Genomic DNA, 20,777 nt, shown 5'->3' on the forward strand with positions numbered 1-20,777 from the left:
GTCGGTTTCGACACCGGGCGACGACGTGGTTCACTGGAGTGGAACTGACCTGCCCCCCGCTATATGAAGGCACGCCACAGGCACAGCAACGCAAATATCAAGCTTATAGCATTCGGTCAAGTCCCGCAAGGTCCGTCTCCGAACTCCGTCTCCCACCCGTGACATCGATATCCCTCAAGGGTATATTCAGGTCATGGTGTTCCTCCTTCTCGGACTCCTCCACGACGGACCGCGCACCCTCTACGACCTTCACCGAAGGTTCTCCCGCGGGATCTCGCTGTTCTACGCCGCGAGCTTCGGCAGCATCCAGCGGGCCCTCGACCGTGCTCGCGACAGCGGTTGGGTCACGGTCGACGACGTTCCCGATTCGGCGCGCGGGCGCCGGCTCTATTCGCTCACGGCCGCAGGGCGGACACGCTGGCGGGAATGGATGGGCGAACCACCCACCGGGTCGAATCCGGAGCAGACCATGCTCGCGAAGGTCTACCTGCTCGGCCGGCTGCCGGAGACCGAGCGCGCGGCATGCCGCGCGGAGATCCGCTCGCGGCTCGACGCCGATGCGGCTGCGCTGACAGCCCTCGCCGCTGACCTCGATGCCGCCGAGGTGCCGGATGCGGCGTGGGAGAACCATCGTTTCGAGAGGGCCACCCTCGACTACGGGCTGCGCTCCCACGCCCTGGCAGTGCAGTGGCTCGACGACCTGGAGCAGTCGTGAACCTCGTCCTGATCATCGCCCTGGCGCTGCTCGCCGCCCTCGCAGTCCTCCAGATCCTCGGGGCAGCGGGGCTGCCCGTCGGCAGTCTGCTCTGGGGCGGGCGAGAACGCGTGCTGCCGACCCGGCTGCGGCTCTCGAGTCTCGCAACCCTCGCCGCCTACGCGGTCTTCGCCGTCCTGCTGCTCAGCCGCACGGGGGTGCTGCCCGGCCGGGACTCCACCGTCGTCATCGTCGCGACATGGGTGCTCGTCGGCGTGCTCGCCCTGAGCACGGTGGCCAACGCAGTCTCCGGCAGCCGGACCGAACGCGCGACGATGGTGCCGACCGGGGCGGTGCTCACGGTGGCCGTCCTTGTCATCGCGCTCGGCTGGTGACGGCCTCACTCCCCCGCCGTGGCGCCCGTGGGCAGCACCTTCTTCCACAAGCTCGTCCACGCGAACGTCTCGAATCCGGCGAGGTCGTTGATCGCGAGCATCCACGTGTTCTCCGCCGCATTCCACGTGTAGACCCGCTCGACCGCCGACTCCTGCAGCAGCGCCGCGTGGTTGGCCCTCTTGAGCCTCGCGCCGAGGCGGTGCCCGCGATGCTCGCGGATGACGAGAGTCCCACCCTGGTCGCCGACCTCGGGGCGGTCGGCGAAGTGGGCGGCCTGGGTGTAGCCGGCGACCTCGTCGCCCTTCATCGCCAGCGCCGTCATCATCCGTTTGCCGGATGCCTCCCGGTCGGCGTCGTTCGCACGCACCCGGTCGGCGTCCCAGAACTCCTCCTCCTCGAGGTCGGCGGCCCCGGGAGTGTCCGTCGACATCCTCCGGTGGAGGAGGGCGAGCGCCTCGAGGTGCTCCTCGGGGGTGGGTCCGGCCCACGTGAGGATCGTGTAGCCGTCGTCGCCCTCGTCCTCCGCACTCAGCCCTCCCCCGGCCTCGCGGATCCGCACGACCGAGCACCGTTCGAGCTGCCGCAGAGAGTACCCGTGGGCTCGGGCGAAGGCGACCTCCGGCAGGGTCGAGGGCAGCGCCCCCGTCCCCGAGGCCGCGGCGACTCGCGCGATCCGCGGATCGGCGTCGACGACCGCGGCCGGGGACTCACCGAAGCTCGTCAACCTCGTCCGTCCGTCGCCGGCCAGCTGCTCCTCCATCGCCGCGAGCAGCTCGGTGCCGAGTCCCTGCCGGCGGTGCTCGGGGTGGACTGCGACGTGGATCTCGGCGGCATCCTCGTTGTCCTTGAGGCTGAGGTAGGCGATGCCCTTGGCGACGATGTCCCCGCCGAGGCGGCCGAGCCACAGCGCGTGCGTGAGGTAGTCGTTCGTCCGCCGCAGGGTCCGGCGCACCTCGCCGGGGCGGGGATCGAAGTCGGGGCCGAGACCCGAGGCTGAGTTGACGACGCGGTCGAAGGCGACCACCTCGGCGACGGTGTCCTCGATCTCGGACTCGGTGAGCGAGCCTGCCGGGATGTGCGTGATCTCCATCGATCTCCTTGTTCTCACGTGCCTGCGCCCGCCGCGGTGCGGAGCGCTCCGAGAGCGAGTCTAGCCGCAGACGACGGCGCGGCCGTCGAGACAGGATTCGGGCCGGTGCCCGCCCGTACACTGGGGCCATGACGACCATCACCGTGCTCACGTTCGACCCGGCCGCCGTCAACTCCGGGATCATCACCGGCACCGACCGCACCCTCATCGTCGACTCGAGTCCCGGGCCGGACACGGCCGCCCGCCTCGTCGAGCGCGCACAGGAGCTCAGCCGCGCTGCCAATGAGATCGTCACCCCCATCGATCTCGTCATCACCCATGACCACTGGGACCACCACCTCGGAGCCGCCGCCCTCGTCGCCGCCGGCATCGACCGGGTCTTCGTCTCCCCCGCCTTCGCCGCCGATCAGGCCGCGAGCACGTGGATCTCCCTCGACGCCCTGCGGACCAATCCCGACACCGCGGACTTCGCCGCGAGCCTGCCGGAGGATCCCGGCGACCTCCTCGTCGAGGTCACCCCCATCGCCGAGGCGGGTGCGGAGCCCACGGTGGTCGACCTCGGCGACTTCCCCGTCGAACTCTCGGTGCTCGGCGGACATTCCACGGCCGATGTCATCGTCAGCCTCCCCGAGGCCGGGATCGTCTTCACCGGGGACCTCGTCGAGGAGGGCTCCGCCCCGCAGGCCGGTGCCGACGCATCCCTGAGCCACTGGGTCGAGAGCCTCCATGCGCTGCTCGCTCTCCCCGGGGCCGAGGTCTTCGTCCCCGGGCACGGGGTCCCCGTCGATCGGGCGTTCCTCGAACGACAGCTCGAGGACATCGACGGCTTCCGGCTCGCGTCCGTGCCCGGGCAGAGACCGGACACCGACCTGTCGACCGGGGGCTTCGGTGCCGACAGCGAGGACGTGTGGGAGGGCGCGCAGGAGCATGAGCACGGGCCCGACGCCGAGGTGACCCTGCCCTCCCGTGCCATGCCCGGTGACCGCGACCGCACGATCCCGCGGGAGCTGACGTTGCCGATGGAGTGAGCCGGCCACTCGGAGCCTCGACTTTTGGAAGCTCAGTGTCGATCTGCCGGCCCAGAATCGACACTCAGCGTCCTGGACACGGCCGCTGGACGCCGGTGACTCTCAGCAGATGGAACCGGTCTGGTCAGGCCTCGCGGTCGAACTCTGGTCGTTCGCGGTGGAGCGCGGTGACGAGGTCGCCGCCGATCGCGCCGAAGAGTGTGCGCGCCCAGATGCTCCGGGCCTCGACGTAGGGCCTGTCGCCGTCGAAGATCCACTGCAGTTCGCGCCCGGCGGCGAGGTCCTCTGCGCACATCCGGCACACGGGCACGCGGATGCTCTTCCCGTCGGCGTCGACGCGGGAGGTCGACTGCGCCTCACCGTGGAGCGGGTTGACCGTGCACAGGCTCTCCGGAAGGTTGCCCGTGCGACCGCGCCTCCTCCGGCCACCGCGCTGCGCCTCGGCGATCTCCCTGCCCGCCTGGCGGATGAGGACCATGGCCCCGGCGAGGTCGATCCGCGACGAGCTCGTGTCGTCGACGATGCGGCGGGCGATCTGGTAGGCGTCGAGGGCCCGCTCGACGCGGTCGGCATCGGCGGCGGGCAGGTCCGCGGTGTGGAGGCGGTCGATCGACTCGGCCAATGCCGTCGTGTCGTCGCTGATCGAATCCCGCAGCGAGTCGCGCTGGAGGGTGTCGACGCGGTCGAGGAGCCGCGAGGGCAGTCGGTAGGCCGCGCCCTGCCGGCGACGGCGCAACAGCCAGACACCGGCGATGACGAGGGCGAGGACGAGGATGGAGCCGCCGAGGAGGAGCGGGGCGAGTGATCCCGAACCGCTGTCTACGACGACTTCGCTGCCGGGCACCTCCTGCCCCGTGCCCGCCCGCGCCTCGGTGCGCTCCTGCGGATCGGCGTAGTAGCCGAGGAGGATGTTGAGCTTCGTCGTCGACGGGGTCGAGACGTTCCACTCCCCCATGGCGTTCGTGTACTGGTCCATGACCTCGATCTTCTGGTCCGTGTCCGCAAACGTCTGGTCGGCGATGAGACCGTCGGTGCCGTTGATCATGACGAAGGCCCCCTCGCCGCCGTGGGCGACCTTGACCTGCTGGAGCAGCTCGCGATCAACGCTCGGGGCGTCGACGGCGATGACGTAGACGGGGAAGTCGAGACCCTCGACCGCCGTCGTCGCCTTCTCCATCAGGGCGGGGTTGAGCCGGTCGGCGACGGCCGGGTCGATCCAGAACGGATCGGCCCCCAGCGCCTCGGCGATCTGCTCTCCGGTCGCGGTCATCGGCGCCTCCCTCCGGTCGGTCCCGACCGCACGGGCGCACCCTTCCGACTGCGGACCCTGCGCACGACCCACACGAGGAGAATCGCGGCGGGCACGCCGAGGACGAGGCCGAAGCCGACAGAGGTGATCGCGGACACCGCAGGGTAGGCGAGCTCCTCGGGTCGCTGCTCATCGCTGCGCTCGTCGACGTACTCGAGCTCGGCGTAGGGTTCGTCGACCTCGGTCTGCTTGAGCACCCGCACCCAGTCCAGCGCCCTGCCGGGCGGGGTGGAATCCGCGGCCGGCAGGGGGTAGTCGACGATCCTTCGTTCGATGCCCTTGTCCGCGACGTCCTCACTGGTGCTGCCGACGACGAGCACAGTCGCCTTCTCCTCCGGCAGCTCCCGGGCGATGCGGGCGGCGACGAGCTTCGCCTCACCGTCGGCGTCGTCGAGATCGGACAGCGTCATGAACGCGACGTAGACGGGGACCTCGGACCCGTCGAGTTCGTCGCGCAGGGTGTCGAGTTCGGGGTCGGTGACCGCCCACGCCTGGTACGCGTCGACGTAGATCGGGTCGGAGGCGAGGTTCTCGGCGATCGTGCGGTAGCGGGTCCGGTCGTAGTCGGCGTCGAAGCGGGACTCGATGCGGTCGGAGTAGATCGAGTCGACGCGGATGTCGTCGCTGTTCGCCCGCTCGATGCGCTCGTCCTTCGCGTCGTCGAAGAGGGAGACGCTCCAGACGATCGCCCCAGCGGTGACCGCGGCGAAGACGACGGCGGCGATCGCGATGCGGATGAGGTGGGCAGTGCGGGAGGCACCGGAGCGTGTCATGACCGCCTCCCCGTCCGGACTGGGCGTTCGGCACCGGGCACGCCGTCGTCGAGGATGGCGTCCTCGAGCGGGGTGAAGCTGCCGAACCCGGAGAGCGCGTAGGCGTCGTCGCGCCGGAAGTAGGGCACGGGTCGGGAGGTGAGGACGGTCGGGTCCTTCGGCACCATGAGGCAGACGGGGTCGTGTCCGGCGTCGAGGTCGGCGATGCACGTCTGACAGGCATCGATGGTGAGCACGGTCCCCGACTGCTTCCACGCGATGCTCTCGACGGGCTTCGTATGCGCGGGGAAGAAGTAGCAGAACTCGGGCGCGGCGGTCTCGGCCGATGCCGCTCGGCGGCCGAGGCCGTTCATCGCCCGCAGCGCCCTGTCGGTGCGCACGAGGGCCCAGATCGCCTGGCGGTGGGAGTGGTCGGGAGAGGACGCCCAGTCGGGGTGGGCATCGGTGACCGCGTCGATGGCCCGCTGCACGCGCAGCCCGCGGTCGCGGATCGCCCAGCCCTCCTCGTCGGCGGAGGTGGGCTCCGGGAAGGGCTCGAGCGCCCGCGTGACCTCGGGGACGAGGCGGTGACGGCGGACGAGCTCCGGTTCGGTCGTCAGCTCCGACTTCCACCGGTACCGCGTCTTCCGGGTGAGCACCCACGCGGTGAGCCCGAGGGCGGCGAGGGTGGAGACGCCGAAGACGATGCCGTCGGGGTTGCCGAGGTCGAGGCCGGTCGCCTCGATGTAGTCCCCCCGTGACTCGCCGACGTCGACCGGGTCGAAGTCGGGCAGCGGCGGTGCCGGTTCCCCTGTCGCGGCGGCGACGAGGACGCGGAGGTGGTAGTCGACGGCGAGCTCGATGGGGAGGAAGTCGTCGCTGGACGAGCGCTGCAGGACCTGGGAGTTCGGCGGCACGCTCGGACCGTTCCCATCGACGAGGTAGGACCGGCTGCGGGCGGAGGTCTCGGCCTCGGTGAAGAGGACGAGAGCCTGGTCCTCTCCCGTCCGGTCGAACATCTCGAAGGCGAGGTCGGCGGTGAACGCGTCCCACTGGTCGTGGTGGCCGATCCAGATCTCCGGAGTCACGGCGACGAACACGGGGAGTCCGGATCGGGCAGCGTTCTCGGTCGCCGTCTCGACCGCGCTCCGCTGCCTGTCGGTGAGACCGGGGGCGAGCGTGGGGTCGACCCAGAGCGGGCCGGTGTCCCAGGCCCCTCTGATGCGGTCCCGCAGCTGTCCGAGCAGGCGGTCGGTCGTCGTCATGGTTCCAACTCTACGGTGGGCGCTCACACCTGTTGTCACAGCCATGGTGCGGATCTGCCACCTGCCGCCCGGACAGGGCGCTGGGACGACGCGAGCCCCGCAGCCGGATCGGCTGCGGGGCTCGTGCCTCTGCGGTCAGTCAGGCTGCCGCGAAGGTGATCACTTGAGGGTGACGGTCGCGCCGGCAGCCTCGAGGGTCTCCTTGGCCTTCTCGGCGTCTTCCTTCGAAGCGCCTTCGAGGACGGCCTTGGGGGCACCGTCGACGAGGTCCTTGGCTTCCTTCAGTCCGAGCGAGGTGAGTCCACGGACTTCCTTGATGACGGGGACCTTCTTGTCGCCGGCCGATTCGAGGATGACGTCGAACTCGGTCTTCTCTTCAGCGGCGGCTTCTCCGCCACCGGCTGCCGGAGCAGCAACGGCGACAGCGGCCGGGGCAGCGGCCTCGACGTCGAATTCCTCTTCGAACTTCTTGACGAAGTCGGAGAGCTCGATGAGGGTGAGCTCCTTGAAAGCTTCGATGAGCTCGTCTGCAGTGAGCTTAGCCATGGTGGCCAATCCTTCCTGTGGTGGTCACCTGCGGTGACCGGGTTGATGGGGTGATGCTCAGGCGTCTTCGGCAGGAGCGGAGTCCTGCTTCTCGCGGAGGGCATCGACAGTGCGCGCGGCCTTGACCAGCGGAGCGGTGAAGAGGTAAGCCGCCTGGTGGAGGCTTGCCTTCATGGCACCGGCTGCCTTCGCAAGCAGCACTTCGCGGGATTCGAGGTCGGCGAGCTGGTTGACATTCTCAGCGCTGAGGGCGGCACCGTCGAAGTAGCCACCCTTGACGACGAGCTGAGAATTCGCCTTGGCAAAGTTACGCAGAGCCTTGGCAGCCTCAGGCGGTTCGCCGTTGACGAACGCGATCGCGGTGGGCCCGTTGAGGAGCTCATCGAGACCGGTCACGCCGGCTTCCTTGGCTGCAATCTTGGTCAGCGTATTCTTTACCACGGCGTAGCTGACGTTCTCACCAAGAGAGACGCGCAGCTCTTTCATCTGCGCGACGGTGAGACCGCGGTACTCGGTCAGCAATACAGCGTCGGAGTTCTCAAACTGCTGCTTGAGCTCCTCGACTGCGGCTGCCTTGTCTGGCCTCGCCATGGTATTCCTTTCGTACAGGCGCCGGTCTGCGTCCCGACAACGAAAAAAGCGCTCCACGCAGGTACGCGCGAAACGCTTCGAGGATGAGAACGAGGTTCTCACTGAAGGATCTCTGGCTCACCTGCGAGGGTCACTCCTTGCGGAGTCTTCGTCTGCGGGCACAGGGATCCGATGGCGGATTCATGCATTCCCACAGAGACCGACGGTCTTCGGTGTCTCCAGCTTAACCAGTCCCCCCGCGCTCAGTCCAATCGGGAGCCGTTCGACCCCGGAGACACTGGTCACATCTGCGCTCCCCGCCCTGCACACATGGGAGGACCGTGCCGGCGTTCGCAGCGGACGACGGCACGGTCCTCGGTCGGTGTGGGCGGAAGCGGGCACCGCCTCGGCGGGTCAGAACTCGATGACGACGCGACCGTCGATCTTCGCGTGGAGCATCTCATCGAAGACGGCGTTGATGTCCTCGAGGGGGCGCTTGGAGTAGGTCGGGTGGATCTTGCCGGCTGCGTAGAACTCGAGGGCCTCGACCATGTCCTGGCGGGTGCCGACGATCGATCCGCGGATCGTCAGGCCCTTGAGGACGATGTCGAAGATCGGGGCCGGGAAGTCGCCCGGGGGCAGGCCGTTGAAGACGATCGTGCCGCCTCGGCGGGTCATGCCGATCGCCTGCCCGAACGCTGCCGGGTGGACGGCGGTGACGAGCACGCCGTGGCTGCCGCCGATCTTCTCCTGGATGACCTCGGCCGGGTCCTCGGCGAAGGCGTTGACGGTGATCTCCGCCCCGTGCTTCTTCGCCAGGGCGAGCTTGTCGTCGGCGACGTCGACGGCGACGACCCGCATGCCCATGGCCACGGCGTACTGGACGGCGATGTGGCCGAGGCCGCCGATGCCGGAGATGACGACCCACTGTCCGGGCTTGACCTCGGTGCGCTTGAGGCCCTTGTAGACGGTCACTCCGGCGCAGAGGACGGGGGCGATCTCATAGGGGTCGGCGCCGTCGGGGATGACGGCGGCGAACTTCTCATCGACGAGCATGTACTCCCCGAACGAGCCGTCGACGCCGTAGCCGCCGTTGACCTGGGATTCGCACAGGGTCTCCCAGCCCTGCCGGCAGTGCTCGCAGACCCCGCAGGCCGCCCACAGCCAGGCGTTGCCGACCATCTGGCCGACCTCGACCTCGGTGACCCCTTCGCCGACCTTCTCGACGATGCCCACGCCTTCGTGCCCGGGGATGAGGGGCACCTTGGGCTTGACGGGCCAGTCGCCGTGGGCGGCGTGGAGGTCGGTGTGGCACACGCCCGAGGCGATGAGCTTGACCAGGGCCTGGCCCGGGCCCGGCTCCGGAATCGGGTTGTCCCCGACGACGAGGTCCTCGCCGAATCCTTCTACGACTGCTGCTTTCATTGCCGACATCATCGACTCCTTCGTTGTGATGGGGTGGTTCCGGGGTTTCGCTTGGAGGGGCGGCGTCCGCCGAGGTGGGGGTGGCTGCGGTGGGGCGGATGCACTGGGTGGAGGGGAATGCGGAGGACCGCCGAGGCGGTCGGCCGTGACGGTCCTGCGCGCAGGGGTCCGGCGCGCAGGACCGGCGGGAGGTCGGCTCAGAAGAAGCCGAGGGCCTCGTCGGAGTAGCTGACGAGGAGGTTCTTCGTCTGCTGGTAGTGGTCGAGCATCATCTTGTGGTTCTCGCGTCCGATGCCCGAGGCCTTGTAGCCGCCGAACGCCGCGTGCGCGGGATACGCGTGGTAGTTGTTCACCCACACGCGACCGGCCTGGATGTCACGGCCGGCGTGGTACGCGGTGTTGCCGTCCCTGCTCCACACACCGGCGCCGAGGCCGTAGAGGGTGTCGTTGGCGATGCGCATCGCGTCGTCGTAGTCGGTGAACGTCGTCACCGAGACGACGGGGCCGAAGATCTCCTCCTGGAAGATGCGCATCCCGTTGTCGCCCTTGAAGATGGTCGGCTGCACGTAGTAGCCGCCGGAGAGGTCCCCGTCGAGTTCGGCCCGTTCGCCGCCGATGAGGACCTCGGCGCCCTCCTGCTTGCCGATGTCGAGGTAGGAGACGATCTTCTCGAGCTGATCGTTCGAGGCCTGCGCACCCATCATCGTGTCGGTGTCGAGCGGGTTGCCCTGGACGATCTTCTCAGTGCGGGCGACGACGGATTCGAGGAAGTCCGCGGCGATGCCCTCCTGGATGAGCGCCCTCGACGGGCACGTGCAGACTTCGCCCTGGTTGAGGGCGAACATTGTGAAGCCCTCCTGCGCCTTGTTCCAATAGGCGTCGTCCTTGGCCATGACATCATCGAAGAAGATGTTCGGGCTCTTGCCGCCGAGCTCGAGGGTGACCGGGATGATGTTCTGCGAGGCGTACTGCATGATGAGCCGGCCCGTCGTGGTCTCACCGGTGAACGCGATCTTGCGGATGCGCTTGTTCGAGGCCAACGGTTTGCCCGCCTCAAGCCCGAAGCCGTTGACGACGTTGACGACGCCGGGCGGCAGCAGATCGCCGACGAGCTCCATGAGGACGAGGATCGAGGCCGGGGTCTGCTCGGCGGGCTTGAGAACGACCGCGTTGCCGGCGGCGAGGGCCGGAGCGAGCTTCCACACGGCCATGAGGATCGGGAAGTTCCAGGGGATGATCTGTCCGACGACGCCGAGCGGCTCATGGAAGTGATACGCCACGGTCTGCTCGTCGAGCTGGGAGAGCCCGCCCTCCTGGGTGCGGATCGCCGCGGCGAAGTACCGGAAATGGTCGACGGCCAGCGGCAGGTCGGCGTTGAGGGTCTCGCGGACGGCCTTGCCGTTGTCCCAGGTCTCGGCGACCGCGAGCATCTCGAGGTTCTCCGCCATGCGGTCGGCGACCTGGAGGAGGATGTTCGCCCGCTCCGTCGGCGAGGTCTTCCCCCATGCGGGGGCCGCGGCGTGGGCGGCGTCGAGGGCGAGTTCGATGTCCTCGGCAGTGCTGGCGGGCACCTCGGTGAAGGGCTGGCCGGTCACGGGCGTGGGATTGTCGAAGTAGTTTCCGTTCGTCGGCGGCACCCACTCCCCGCCGATGTAGTTCTCGTAGCGGGGCTTGAAGGTGACGAGAGAGCCGTCTTCGCCCGGCCGTGCGTATACCGTCATGGCAACTCCTTTGCTGCGATGTCCTCGGGAGTGATCCCCGATTGACGATCACGCTACAGAGGGCAACGTTGCATGAGCGTTGCATCGCCGAGGCGGGACCTCAGCTGCCGAGCGCCTCGAGACGGACGAGTGCGGCGGTGCGCTCGGGGGCGTCGGGCGGGGCGAGCCGGAGGACGGCCATGAGCACCTCGGTGTCGGACTGGTTCTCCGGCAGCCTGGCGAAGCGCCACAGCTGCTGCCAGGTCCCGTCCTGGAGCAGGGTCTCGCGCAGCAGCGCCTCGAGCTCGCCGCTGATCTCCCGCACCCCGGGGGCGTCGGAGTCGGGAAGCACCCGGCCGCGGTAGGCCTCGAGTGCGGTCTCGACGTCGCCCTGGCCCAGGGCCCGATGGGCGGTGTCGACGTCGCTGTCGAGATCGCCGACCAGGCGGTAGGGCCGTCCGGCCACCTCGAGGTCGCTGAGGGCGGAGATCGTCTTGCGCAGGCGCGCAATCTCCGCGCGCACGGTGACGTCGCTGCCTCCGGTCGGCCAGAGCCGATCGGCGAGTTCGGCATTGGTCAGCCCGGCAGGGCTGCGGTGGAGCAGGAGGAGGAGTTCGGCGTGGCGCTTCGAGAGTTCGATGCGCGCGCCGTCGGGCCCGGTCAGGGCGGGAGCCGAACCGCTGACCGCGAGGCAAACGCGGGCGGCGGAGTCCCGGTCCCCCGCCTCGGCGGCATCGGCGCGGTAGAGCCGGGAGAGGCCTGCGGCGGCGGCCTGAGCGGTCGACCCGAGCAGGGGCAGGACGATCGAGGACACGGCATCGTCTCCCCCGGTGACGTCGATGATGCCGATGACCTCGCCGGTGCCGGGATGGGTGACGGGCACCGCGCTGCAGCTCCACGCGTGGACGTCGCTGGCGAAGTGCTCGGCCTGGCTGATCTGGACGGCCGACCGCGACTGGAGGGCGAGACCCGGTGCCGAGGTGCCCATCGCATCCTCGGACCAGTCGGAGCCGGGGACGAAGCCCATCGACTCTGCACGCTCGCGCACAGACCGCTCCCCTTCGACCCAGAGCAGACATCCCTGCTCATCGCCGAGGGCGACGAGGAGGCCCGCGCCGGTGGCCGGTTCGATGAGGTGGGAGCGCAGCAGCGGCATGATCGAGTGGAAGGGATGACGGCGGCGCACCTCGGCGAGCTGAGCGTCCTCATAGGCCACCCGGGCACGGACGCCGGACGGGTCGCGGAGTCGATCGAGGGAACGGGTCCAGGACTCGAGGACCGTCGATCGCACCCCGGGGACGCCGCGCCGCTCAGGGTTGGGTGCGGCGAGGTCGCTGTGGGCCCGACGCACGATGAGCTGATAGTCGTCGTGCAGCAGCGGTGTCGTGCTCATCGCAGTCCGCTCCACCTCCGTCGGCGGTCGTCATGCAGGTCACTGGGGTCATCCCAATCTATCGGCTGCGACGAACGTGAGCAAGGTCACCGGCGCACGTGAGGACCCGTGGGAGGCGAAGAGGCGCAGATGCGACGAAGGGCGGGAAGTGAGAGACTCACTTCCCGCCCTTCAGGCGCGGATCACTCCACGGTCGGAATCAGGCGCGCAGCGCGGCTGCGTCGACCGGGATGCCGGGACCGTTCGAGGTCGTGATCGTCGCCTTCGTGATGTAGCGGCCCTTCGAGGAGGACGGCTTGAGGCGGAGGATCTCCTCGATCGCAGCATCGAAGTTCTCCTGCAGGGCCTGCTCGGAGAACGAGGCCTTGCCGATGATGAAGTGGAGGTTCGAGTGCTTGTCGACGCGGAATTCGATCTTTCCGCCCTTGATGTCGGACACGGCCTTGGCGACGTCCATGGTCACCGTGCCGGTCTTCGGGTTCGGCATGAGGCCGCGGGGACCGAGCACCTTGCCCAGACGTCCGACCTTGCCCATCATGTCGGGGGTCGCAACCGCTGCGTCGAAGTCGGTGAAGCCGTCGGCCACCTTCTCCAGCAGGTCATCGGAACCGACGTAGTCGGCACCTGCTTCGCGGGCTGCCTCTGCACGGTCGCCGGCGGCGAACACCAGGACCCGGGCGGTCTTGCCGGTGCCGTGCGGGAGGTTGACGGTGCCGCGCACCATCTGGTCCGCCTTGCGGGGGTCGACCCCGAGGCGGAGGGCGACCTCGACGGTGGCGTCGTACTTCGCCACCGAGGTCTCCTTGGCCAGGTCGATCGCCTGAGCCGGTTCGTACTTCACATCTGCGGCGATCTTCTCAGCCGCGGCCTGGTAGGCCTTCGAGCGCTTTGCCATCTGCTTCTCTCCTTGCAGTCGTGGTCGGGGCTGCGTCCGCCCTGCCACAGTGGGATGTCTGGTCTCAGACCTCGATGTCGGTGGTGATGCCCATCGAACGAGCGGTGCCCGCGATGATGCGATCGGCCATGTCGAGGTCGTTGGCGTTGAGATCGGGCATCTTCGTCGTGGAGATCTCGCGGACCTGGTCGGCGCTGAGGTGCGCGACCTTGACGGTGTGCGGGGTCGCCGAACCCGACTTCACGCCGGCGGCCTTCTTGATGAGTTCCGCGGCCGGCGGGGTCTTGAGGACGAAGGTGAACGAACGGTCTTCGTAGACCGTGATCTCGACGGGAACGATGTTCCCGCGCTGGGATTCAGTCGCAGCGTTGTACGCCTTCGTGAATTCCATGATGTTGACGCCGTGCTGGGCAAGCGCCGGACCGATCGGAGGCGCCGGGTTGGCGGCACCTGCCTGAATCTGGAGCTTGACGAGGCCGGCTACCTTTTTCTTGGGAGGCATGTGCGGTCCTTAATCTTGAGAGTGTCCATGCGCCGAGAGAACGCGGCGCATCATCCGATGCCGACCTGCCGATACAGGGCCGACAATCAAACCACACCATCATTCCACGCTCGCCCGGCTTCGGGCAAATGGTTGTGAGCGGGAACACAGGGTGGAAGAACGCGTCAGGGGCCCGGTCGGAACCGGGCCCCTGCGATGGTGTGCGCTGGTCGGGTCAGAGCTTCGAGACCTGGTCGAAGCCGAGCTCGACGGGAACGTCGCGCTCGAAGATCGACAGCAGCACGGTGAGCTTCTGGGAGTCCGGACGGATCTCCTGGATCGTGGCGGGGTGGCCTTCGAACGAGCCCTCCTTGACGAGGACGGATTCGCCGACCTCGAACTCCACCTCGGTGATGGGGGCGGACTTCGCCGCAGCCTCGGCGGCCACGCCCTCAGCGGCAGCGGCTTCGGCCTGGCGCTCCTCGAAGACGGGAGCGAGCATCGTGAAGACCTCGTCGATCGAGAGCGGGACCGGGTCGTAGGCGTTGCCGACGAAGCCGGTCACACCCGGGGTGTGGCGCACGGCGCCCCACGACTCGTCGGTGAGCTCCATCCGGACGAGCACGTAGCCGGGCACGCGCACACGGCGGACCTGCTTGCGCTGACCGTTCTTGATCTCGACGACGTCCTCCATGGGGACCTGCGACTCGAAGATGAAGTCCTCGAGGTTGAGGCTCACGGCGCGGTTCTCAAGGTTCTGCTTCACGCGGTTCTCGTAGCCGGCGTAGGAGTGGATGACGTACCAGTCGCCCTCCTGCATCCGCAGCTCGGCCTTGAACTCCTCGGCGGGGTCGACGTCGTCGCCGGACTCGGCGGAATCGTCAGCGGCGGAGTCCTCGGCCGGTGCCTCATCGGCAGCGGTCGCGTCGACGTCGGCGGTCGCCTCGGTCGTCGACTCCTCGACCGTCTCGGTCTCAGGCGCGTCGACCTCAGTCTCAGGGGCGTCCTGTTCGGGTGAACTGGTATCCGACACCGATCAATTCCTCGCTTCGCGTGTAGTCGGACGGCTTGCGTGTCCGAAGGATGTGCTGTTTGTATCCAGGTTATCGCCGCACAGGGCGACTCACCACAGTGGCCAGAGCGGAGTTCCGCCGAAGACGAATCCGACGAGCTTGCCGAACACGAGGTCGAGGACCGTGACGATGACCATCATGACGAGGATGAACCCCAGCACGACGAGTGTGTAGTTGACCAGCTGCTTGCGGGTCGGGGTGACGACCTTCTTCAGCTCCGCCACGACTTCGCGGAGGAACTGGATGATCCGTCCGAAGAATCCGAGCTGCTTGCGACGGGAGGCGTTCTCAGACGCGTTTCCTGTCTTCTTTGCCGGTGTGTCGCTCACACATCCTCACTCGGTCGGAATCCTTTGGGACTGCTCAACTGCCTCAGCCAGTCAGTCTGCGCTCTGTCCGGCGGTGATCGCCGCGGCAGGCTTCGACTGCGCAGGGGTGACAGGACTCGAACCTGCAACCTACGGTTTTGGAGACCGTTGCGCTACCAATTGCGCCACACCCCTTCGATTCGACTCCCCCAGCTGAGGGGGTGTCCAACCACGAGAAACGAGCATACCGTCTCCCACCGCGATCCGTCGAACCGAGCGCAGTCCGCGTGTGCCGTGGCCCCCTACTCACTCGGTTCGACGGGATCGGCGACGAGGGGCTGCGGCTCGGGGAAACGCACCCACGGACCGATGCTGACCTCCTCACCTGGGGAGACAGTGATGATCTGGAGGTCGATGGGTCTCTTCGTCCGGTTGTCGACGCGGATGATGCTCACCGTGGCATCCATCTTCAAGGGACCCGGGGTGAGCGCGTTCGCGAGCGCTCCGCCTGTCGTCGAACTCACGTATCGCACTCCCCGACCGAAGGCCTCGGGTCCGACAGTGCGGTGCCAGTGTCCGCTCAGGGCGTAGTCCGCGCACCCGGAGTCGAGGGCCGGTTGGACGATCCTGGGGTCGTGGACGAGCATGACGTCGAAGTCCGCCGTGCACGCCTCGTCGCGCAGCCGGGCCGCGTATTCGTCGGCGGTGAGCTCGGTCTCGAGCTGGGGTCCGGAGCCGAACACCGTCCGGCGAGGATCGGGACCGCCGAAGAAGCGCACGCCCGCGAGCTCCGCCGTGGAGTCATCGAGGACCGTCCACCCGCTGCGCCGGGCATGGCGGGCGGTCTCCTGCGAGTCGTGGTTGCCCTTGACGAACATCCGCGGCAGTCCCTCGGGCAGTTCGTCGCCGAGGACGTCGATGCAGTAGTTCTCGGCCGAGGTCCCCGTCATCGTCACATCGCCGGCGTCGATGAGTGCGTCGGCCCCGCTCAGCCGGGTGACCGCACCGACCACGCGAGCCATGCCGATGTTGCAGTGGACGTCGGAGCTGAGCACGAAGGTCGAGACGCCGGCCTTCCCTGCCGGCGGGGGCACCATGCCCTGCGAGGTCCAGTCGCCGCTGAGGGGGCGTTCGCTCCACGCTCCGCGAAGGCCGGCGAGGACGGCGTCGTAGAAGGCGTCGTTATCCTCGGAGAAGTCCCTGACCGCGGTGAACGCCTGGTCGATGATCCCGCCGAGGCGGCCGGTCACCTGCGATCCGGCCAGCGGGGTCCCCGCGAACGCCGGGTCCGGCCGCAGCGGTTCCGGACGGGGGAGCGCGATCGCGCTCACCCCGGAGAGGAGCAGGACGACGACCGCACCGATCGCCGTGAGCTCCCGGCTCGCCAGTCCCTGCCGCAGCGCGGCGATCCGTGCCGGCCCGAGCAGGTGGATGCCGCCGACGACGGCTCCGGCGAGCAGACACACCGCGAGCGCCCAGCGGATGAGGATCTCCCGCGTCAGGCCCTCGACGATGAGGTCGATCTGGACCTGCGGGGCGGAGAAGAGCGAGGCATAGGAGGCGATGTCCCCACCGAGGGCGTCGATCGTCCCTCCACCGCTGTCGGCGGCACCGCCGGAGGCCGAGGTCGTGTCCTCGGCGGCACCGGAGACGGGGATCTCCCCGATGTCGACGCTCACCCCCAGTCCGAGCGGCAGATAGTCCCCGGCAGGGACGAGGAGGGTGCCCAGCGGCCCGAAGTCGAGGGTGAGCCGCGAATCGGCGGTGACGCGGTACTGCGCCTCATGGGGGCCGAAGCTCAGATCGGCACGGGCGGTGAAGAGCGCCCAGGGCAGGGTGACGACGGTGAGGACGAGGAGCAGGAGGAGGAGACGGGGTGACGACACGGACCCATTCTAGGGATGCGCCCTGGTCGTCGGACTATCCTTGGGCAGATGACGGACCCTCTCGTGTCCCTGCCCAAGGCACACCTGCACCTGCACTTCACCGGTTCGATGTCGGCCGACACCCTGCAGGACCTCGCCGCCGAGGCGGGCGTGAGCCTGTCCGATCAGCTCTTCGCCGACAAGGTCACGGGACTGAGCCCCGACGAGCGCGGCTGGTTCCGCTTCCAACGCCTCTACGACATGGCCCGCGGCGTCGTCCGCGGGGAGGACATCATGCGCCGGCTCGTCCGTGAGGCGGCGGCAGCCGACCGGGCCGAGGGGTCCCGCTGGCTCGAGCTCCAGGTCGACCCGACCTCGTATGCCCCGTTCGTCGGCGGCATCACCCCGGCCCTGGAGATCATCCTCGACGAGGCGGCGAAGGCCAGCGACGACGATTTCGGGATGGCGATCATCGTCGCCGCCTCCCGCACGCGGCACCCCCTCGATGCGCGGATGCTCGCCCGTCTCGCCGCCCACCACGCCGGTGAGGGTCCGGGCACCGTCATCGGCTTCGGACTGTCCAACGACGAGCGCCGAGGTGAGACCGCGGAGTTCGCCCGGGCCTTCGACATCGCCCGCCGCGCCGGGCTGCTCTCGGTCCCGCACGGCGGGGAGCTGCTCGGTCCCGAGCACATCCGCTCGGTCGTCCGCGACCTCTCCCCCGACCGCCTCGGGCATGGGATCCGGGCCGGTGAGGATCCGCAGCTGCTGGGCGAGATCGTCGAGGCAGGTGTCGGCTTCGAGGTGTGTCCGGGGTCGAACGTCTCCCTCGGCGTCTACCCCGACATCGATGAGGTGCCGCTGCGGACGCTTCTCGATGCGGGTGCGAAGGTCGCCCTCGGCGCCGACGATCCGCTCATCTTCCACACCCGACTCGTCGACCAGTACCGGTTCGCCGAGCAACTGGGCCTCACGCCGGCCGACCTCGCCGGCCTGGCCCGTGACTCGTTCGCGATCTCGGCCGCCCCCGAGTCCGTGCGCGAGGCCGCCCAAGCCGACATCGACGCGTGGCTGGAGGACCGGACGACGGCCTGAGGGGCCGGGTTCCGGCCCCGGGCCCAGGCCTACAGGCTCGCGCCGACGAAGGTGGGTTCGGGCTCGAGGACGATCCCGAACCGCTCCTCGACTCCGGCGACGACGGTTCGGGCGAGGTCGAGGACGTCGGCAGTCGTCGCCCCGCCGCGGTTGGTCAGGGCCAGCGTGTGCTTCGTCGACAGGCTCGCACGAGCGCCCGGCAGGGCGAAGCCCCTGTCGAACCCGGCGCGCTCGATGAGCCAGGCGGCCGAGGTCTTCGTCAGCCCGGGGATCGGTGCCCCGCTGAGGGGATCGGTGACCGGGAAGCGCGGAGCCTCCGCGGGCAGCGCGGCCTCCGCGTCGACGATCGGGTTGGTGAAGAACGACCCTGCCGACCACGTGTCATGGTCCTCCGGGTCGAGCACCATGCCCTTCGACCGGCGCAGCGCGAGCACGGCGTCGCGGACGTCGGCGGCCGGAACGCTCTCGCCGATCCCGACCCCGAGCGCCGAGGCGAGCTGGGCGTAGCGCACCGGCAGAGAACCCGGTCCGCGCTGCAGGGTGAACGTCACCGAGAGGACGATGTGGGCGGGGGTGCCCGCGGCCTGCTGGGCGCGTTTGAGCAGTGAGGTGCGGTATCCGAACTCGAGCTCTGCGGCGCTCAGCGAACGGATCTGCCCGGCGACGCGGTCGTAGACCTCGACGGAGGTGATGAGCTCGGCGACCTCGGTCCCGTAGGCCCCGACGTTCTGGATCGGGGTGGCCCCGACCGATCCGGGGATCCCGGAGAGGGCCTCGAGCCCGGTGAGACCCTGCGCGAGCGTGCCGGCGACGAAGTCGTCCCAGTCCTCCCCCGCCTCGGCGGTCACCTGGGCATGGGTGTCGGAGAGCTCCGTGGTCTCAACGCCCTTCGTCGCGACGACGCCGACGGGACCGGCGAAGCCCGCATCGGCGATGAGGAGATTCGATCCGCCGCCGACGAGGAGGATGCCGGGCATCCGGGGTGCGCTCGGGTCGAGGGCATTGTCAGCGGCGAACGCGAGCAGCTCCTCCCGGGAGCCTGCGACCGTGAGGTCCGGGGCTGGCCCGCCGAGGTGGAACGTCGTGAGCTCGGAGAGGTTCACCGTCCGACCCGGATCTGAGTGCGGCTGAGCACGTCGTTGCCGCCGGCGGTGACGGTGGCGTCGATGCGCAGGGTGCCGACGGCCGGGTCGACGGCGCCGACCTTCGCCGTGAGGGTGAGCGCAGTGGTCGGCGTCGACGGCGGACCCGACTCTGCGTCGGGGACGAGGACGGGGGCGGAGAACCGGGTGCGATAGTCGACGATGGCCCCCGGGTCGCCGAGCCATTCGGCGATCGGGGAGACGACGACGGCCATCGAGAGCATGCCGTGGGCGATGACGCCCTCAAGGCCCACCTCCTGCGCGAAGCGCTCCGACCAGTGGATGGGGTTGTGGTCGCCCGACGCGGCGGCGTAGTCGATGAGCGAGGCGCGTGAGAGCGGGATCTCGGTCTCGACGACGACGTCGCCGATTTTCAGCTGGGACAGGTCGACGAGACTCATTCTCCGTCTCCTCTCACGACGATGGTCGAGGTCACCGTGACCACCGGCTGGTCGGCGGCGTCGGTGATCTCGGTGCGGGTGGTGATCATGGCGTTGTCGCCGGCGGCACGGACGCCGTCGACGTGGGTCGTCGCACGCAGGCTGTCGCCCGCGACGATCGAGCGGGCGAAGCTGAACTGCTCCGAGCCGTGGACGACCTTCGAGAAGTCGATGCCGGAGTCGGGGTCGGAGATGTAGGCGGCCTCGCTGCGCTGCGCGATGATCACGGCGAACGTCGTCGGGGCGATGACGTCCCTGTACCCCAGGGCCTCAGCCGCGGCGGGGTCGAAGTGGTAGTCGGCCGTCGCGTTCGTCGCGCGGGCGAACTCGGCGATCGCCTCACGGGAGACGTCGTAGGGACGCGGCAGGGTGTACGAGGTTCCCTGCTTGTCGGCATTCACCGGCATGTCTGCTCTCTTTCGACAAAGGTCGGTACTCGCCCCAGCCTAACTTCACCGACCCGGGCACGCGGAATCGGCGACTTCGGTCAAGGAACCCTCTCCCGTGGTCACGATTTCGCTTCCCATTCACTCAATCGGTGCACCATCGACCTCAGGCGTCGAAAACTGAGATAAGTTGTCCCCATCACATCTGCTGTAGGCGTCACCCGAAGCCTCGGCAGAGCCGACGAAATCCCGGCGTCGGGCGTTTCCCTAAGGAGCACTGCAATGACGAACCACCCCTCGAGCTCATCGTCCGCCACCCCCCGCGGCAACAAGGAGTCCGGAGGCTCGACCTCCGCGAAGTCGCCCGCATCGGCTGCGAAGACGTCAGCGACGAAGAAGCCTGCGGCGAAGACGGCGACGGCGACATCGGCCGCCGCGAAGAAGCCCACGACGAAGACGGCGACGACGAAGGTGAGTTCGACGGCGAAGAAGACGTCCTCGACGGCGAAGTCGGGGGCCGCGAAGAGCGCCTCGACGGCGAAGAGTTCACCGGCGAGCACGAGCACGTCCGGCGGCAGGAGCGGCGCGGCGAAGACGAACTCGTCCTCACCGGCGAAGTCGTCGTCGACGACGCCGGCTGCCGCGAGCACGGCGGCGAAGCCGACCACGGGCGCGACGACGAAGTCCGCCGCGAGCACGTCCTCGACGCAGAAGTCCTCGGCAGCGAAGACGCCCGCGGCGAGGAAGTCGACGACGACGAAATCGACTACGACGAAGTCCACGGCCGCCAAGGCTCCCTCGACGACGAAGGCTCCCGCAGCGAAGAAGACTGCCGCGACAAAGACTGCCACGACGAAGTCGACGGCCGCGAAGGCTCCGGCGGCGAAGTCGACCGCGACCGCCGCTCCGGAGGCCAAGCGACGG

General features: G+C 68.7%; 22 protein-coding genes and 1 tRNA gene. 4 read left to right on the top strand and 19 right to left on the bottom strand.

What is annotated here, in order from left to right; genetic code table 11:
- The first annotated feature begins 193 nt into the window (after positions 1 to 193).
- The gene (locus AACX88_RS11925) at positions 194 to 715 is read left to right on the top strand and encodes a PadR family transcriptional regulator (RefSeq protein WP_339393214.1); all 522 of its coding nucleotides are present in this window, start codon (positions 194 to 196) and stop codon (positions 713 to 715) included.
- Positions 712 to 1,089: a hypothetical protein gene (locus tag AACX88_RS11930; RefSeq protein ID WP_339393215.1), complete on the top strand. Its 378-nt coding sequence runs from the start codon at positions 712 to 714 to the stop codon at positions 1,087 to 1,089. The genes AACX88_RS11925 and AACX88_RS11930 overlap by 4 nt, the downstream gene beginning before the upstream one ends.
- Before the next feature lie 5 nt (positions 1,090 to 1,094).
- On the opposite strand, the gene AACX88_RS11935 is transcribed toward AACX88_RS11930, so the two are convergent.
- Positions 1,095 to 2,180: a GNAT family N-acetyltransferase gene (locus tag AACX88_RS11935; protein WP_339393216.1), complete on the bottom strand. Its 1,086-nt coding sequence runs from the start codon at positions 2,178 to 2,180 to the stop codon at positions 1,095 to 1,097.
- A 128-nt stretch (positions 2,181 to 2,308) separates the two neighbouring features.
- On the opposite strand from AACX88_RS11935, the gene AACX88_RS11940 reads away from it, so the two are divergent.
- On the top strand, positions 2,309 to 3,208 hold the full coding sequence (locus tag AACX88_RS11940) for an MBL fold metallo-hydrolase (protein ID WP_339393217.1): 900 nt from the start codon (positions 2,309 to 2,311) through the stop codon (positions 3,206 to 3,208).
- A gap of 124 nt (positions 3,209 to 3,332) precedes the next feature.
- Here AACX88_RS11940 and AACX88_RS11945 read toward each other — a convergent pair whose 3' ends face one another.
- The 14 genes from AACX88_RS11945 to AACX88_RS12010 form a co-directional block, all read right to left on the bottom strand.
- Entirely contained in the window at positions 3,333 to 4,478 is a 1,146-nt protein-coding gene (locus AACX88_RS11945; RefSeq protein ID WP_339393218.1) for a hypothetical protein, read from the bottom strand.
- On the bottom strand, positions 4,475 to 5,290 hold the full coding sequence (locus AACX88_RS11950; RefSeq protein WP_063249180.1) for a hypothetical protein: 816 nt from the start codon (positions 5,288 to 5,290) through the stop codon (positions 4,475 to 4,477). Before AACX88_RS11950 ends, AACX88_RS11945 begins: the two co-directional genes overlap by 4 nt.
- The gene (locus AACX88_RS11955) at positions 5,287 to 6,534 is read right to left on the bottom strand and encodes a hypothetical protein (protein WP_063249181.1); all 1,248 of its coding nucleotides are present in this window, start codon (positions 6,532 to 6,534) and stop codon (positions 5,287 to 5,289) included. The genes AACX88_RS11950 and AACX88_RS11955 overlap by 4 nt, the downstream gene beginning before the upstream one ends.
- A 159-nt stretch (positions 6,535 to 6,693) precedes the next feature.
- Positions 6,694 to 7,080, bottom strand: coding sequence for a 50S ribosomal protein L7/L12 (rplL, locus tag AACX88_RS11960; protein ID WP_009379144.1), 387 nt, complete (start codon positions 7,078 to 7,080; stop codon positions 6,694 to 6,696).
- Between the two features lie 57 nt (positions 7,081 to 7,137).
- Entirely contained in the window at positions 7,138 to 7,671 is a 534-nt protein-coding gene (rplJ, locus tag AACX88_RS11965; RefSeq protein ID WP_009379140.1) for a 50S ribosomal protein L10, read from the bottom strand.
- Between the two features lie 393 nt (positions 7,672 to 8,064).
- Complete coding sequence (gene adhP / locus AACX88_RS11970) at positions 8,065 to 9,084, bottom strand: alcohol dehydrogenase AdhP (RefSeq protein WP_063249183.1); 1,020 nt, start codon at positions 9,082 to 9,084, stop codon at positions 8,065 to 8,067.
- Between the two features lie 188 nt (positions 9,085 to 9,272).
- On the bottom strand, positions 9,273 to 10,796 hold the full coding sequence (gene exaC, locus AACX88_RS11975) for an acetaldehyde dehydrogenase ExaC (protein WP_063249184.1): 1,524 nt from the start codon (positions 10,794 to 10,796) through the stop codon (positions 9,273 to 9,275).
- 100 nt (positions 10,797 to 10,896) lie between these two features.
- Positions 10,897 to 12,168, bottom strand: a complete 1,272-nt coding sequence (locus AACX88_RS11980) for a helix-turn-helix domain-containing protein (RefSeq protein WP_095376714.1) — start codon at positions 12,166 to 12,168, stop codon at positions 10,897 to 10,899.
- A 199-nt stretch (positions 12,169 to 12,367) separates the two neighbouring features.
- Complete coding sequence (gene rplA / locus AACX88_RS11985; RefSeq protein ID WP_009379130.1) at positions 12,368 to 13,063, bottom strand: 50S ribosomal protein L1; 696 nt, start codon at positions 13,061 to 13,063, stop codon at positions 12,368 to 12,370.
- Between the two features lie 64 nt (positions 13,064 to 13,127).
- Entirely contained in the window at positions 13,128 to 13,565 is a 438-nt protein-coding gene (gene rplK / locus AACX88_RS11990) for a 50S ribosomal protein L11 (RefSeq protein WP_009379129.1), read from the bottom strand.
- A gap of 214 nt (positions 13,566 to 13,779) precedes the next feature.
- The gene (gene nusG / locus AACX88_RS11995) at positions 13,780 to 14,577 is read right to left on the bottom strand and encodes a transcription termination/antitermination protein NusG (RefSeq protein ID WP_009379122.1); all 798 of its coding nucleotides are present in this window, start codon (positions 14,575 to 14,577) and stop codon (positions 13,780 to 13,782) included.
- 90 nt (positions 14,578 to 14,667) lie between these two features.
- The gene (gene secE, locus AACX88_RS12000; protein ID WP_009379120.1) at positions 14,668 to 14,946 is read right to left on the bottom strand and encodes a preprotein translocase subunit SecE; all 279 of its coding nucleotides are present in this window, start codon (positions 14,944 to 14,946) and stop codon (positions 14,668 to 14,670) included.
- A 101-nt stretch (positions 14,947 to 15,047) separates the two neighbouring features.
- Positions 15,048 to 15,120, bottom strand: a tRNA-Trp gene (locus AACX88_RS12005).
- Positions 15,121 to 15,227: 107 nt separating this feature from the next.
- Entirely contained in the window at positions 15,228 to 16,811 is a 1,584-nt protein-coding gene (locus AACX88_RS12010) for a metallophosphoesterase family protein (RefSeq protein WP_339393219.1), read from the bottom strand.
- Between the two features lie 48 nt (positions 16,812 to 16,859).
- Between AACX88_RS12010 and AACX88_RS12015 the strand changes: the two genes are divergently transcribed.
- Positions 16,860 to 17,885: an adenosine deaminase gene (locus tag AACX88_RS12015; protein ID WP_162909035.1), complete on the top strand. Its 1,026-nt coding sequence runs from the start codon at positions 16,860 to 16,862 to the stop codon at positions 17,883 to 17,885.
- 29 nt (positions 17,886 to 17,914) lie between these two features.
- On the opposite strand, the gene AACX88_RS12020 is transcribed toward AACX88_RS12015, so the two are convergent.
- The 4 genes from AACX88_RS12020 to AACX88_RS12035 form a co-directional block, all read right to left on the bottom strand.
- Positions 17,915 to 18,988, bottom strand: a complete 1,074-nt coding sequence (locus AACX88_RS12020; protein WP_095376717.1) for a UDP-N-acetylmuramate dehydrogenase — start codon at positions 18,986 to 18,988, stop codon at positions 17,915 to 17,917.
- Positions 18,985 to 19,428, bottom strand: coding sequence for a MaoC/PaaZ C-terminal domain-containing protein (locus tag AACX88_RS12025; protein WP_095376718.1), 444 nt, complete (start codon positions 19,426 to 19,428; stop codon positions 18,985 to 18,987). Before AACX88_RS12025 ends, AACX88_RS12020 begins: the two co-directional genes overlap by 4 nt.
- The gene (locus AACX88_RS12030) at positions 19,425 to 19,874 is read right to left on the bottom strand and encodes an FAS1-like dehydratase domain-containing protein (protein WP_063249189.1); all 450 of its coding nucleotides are present in this window, start codon (positions 19,872 to 19,874) and stop codon (positions 19,425 to 19,427) included. Before AACX88_RS12030 ends, AACX88_RS12025 begins: the two co-directional genes overlap by 4 nt.
- A 101-nt stretch (positions 19,875 to 19,975) precedes the next feature.
- Complete coding sequence (locus AACX88_RS12035; RefSeq protein ID WP_167559722.1) at positions 19,976 to 20,770, bottom strand: hypothetical protein; 795 nt, start codon at positions 20,768 to 20,770, stop codon at positions 19,976 to 19,978.
- Positions 20,771 to 20,777 lie beyond the last annotated feature (7 nt).

The organism is Brevibacterium metallidurans (assembly GCF_037101285.1).
GTDB lineage: Bacteria > Actinomycetota > Actinomycetes > Actinomycetales > Brevibacteriaceae > Brevibacterium > Brevibacterium metallidurans.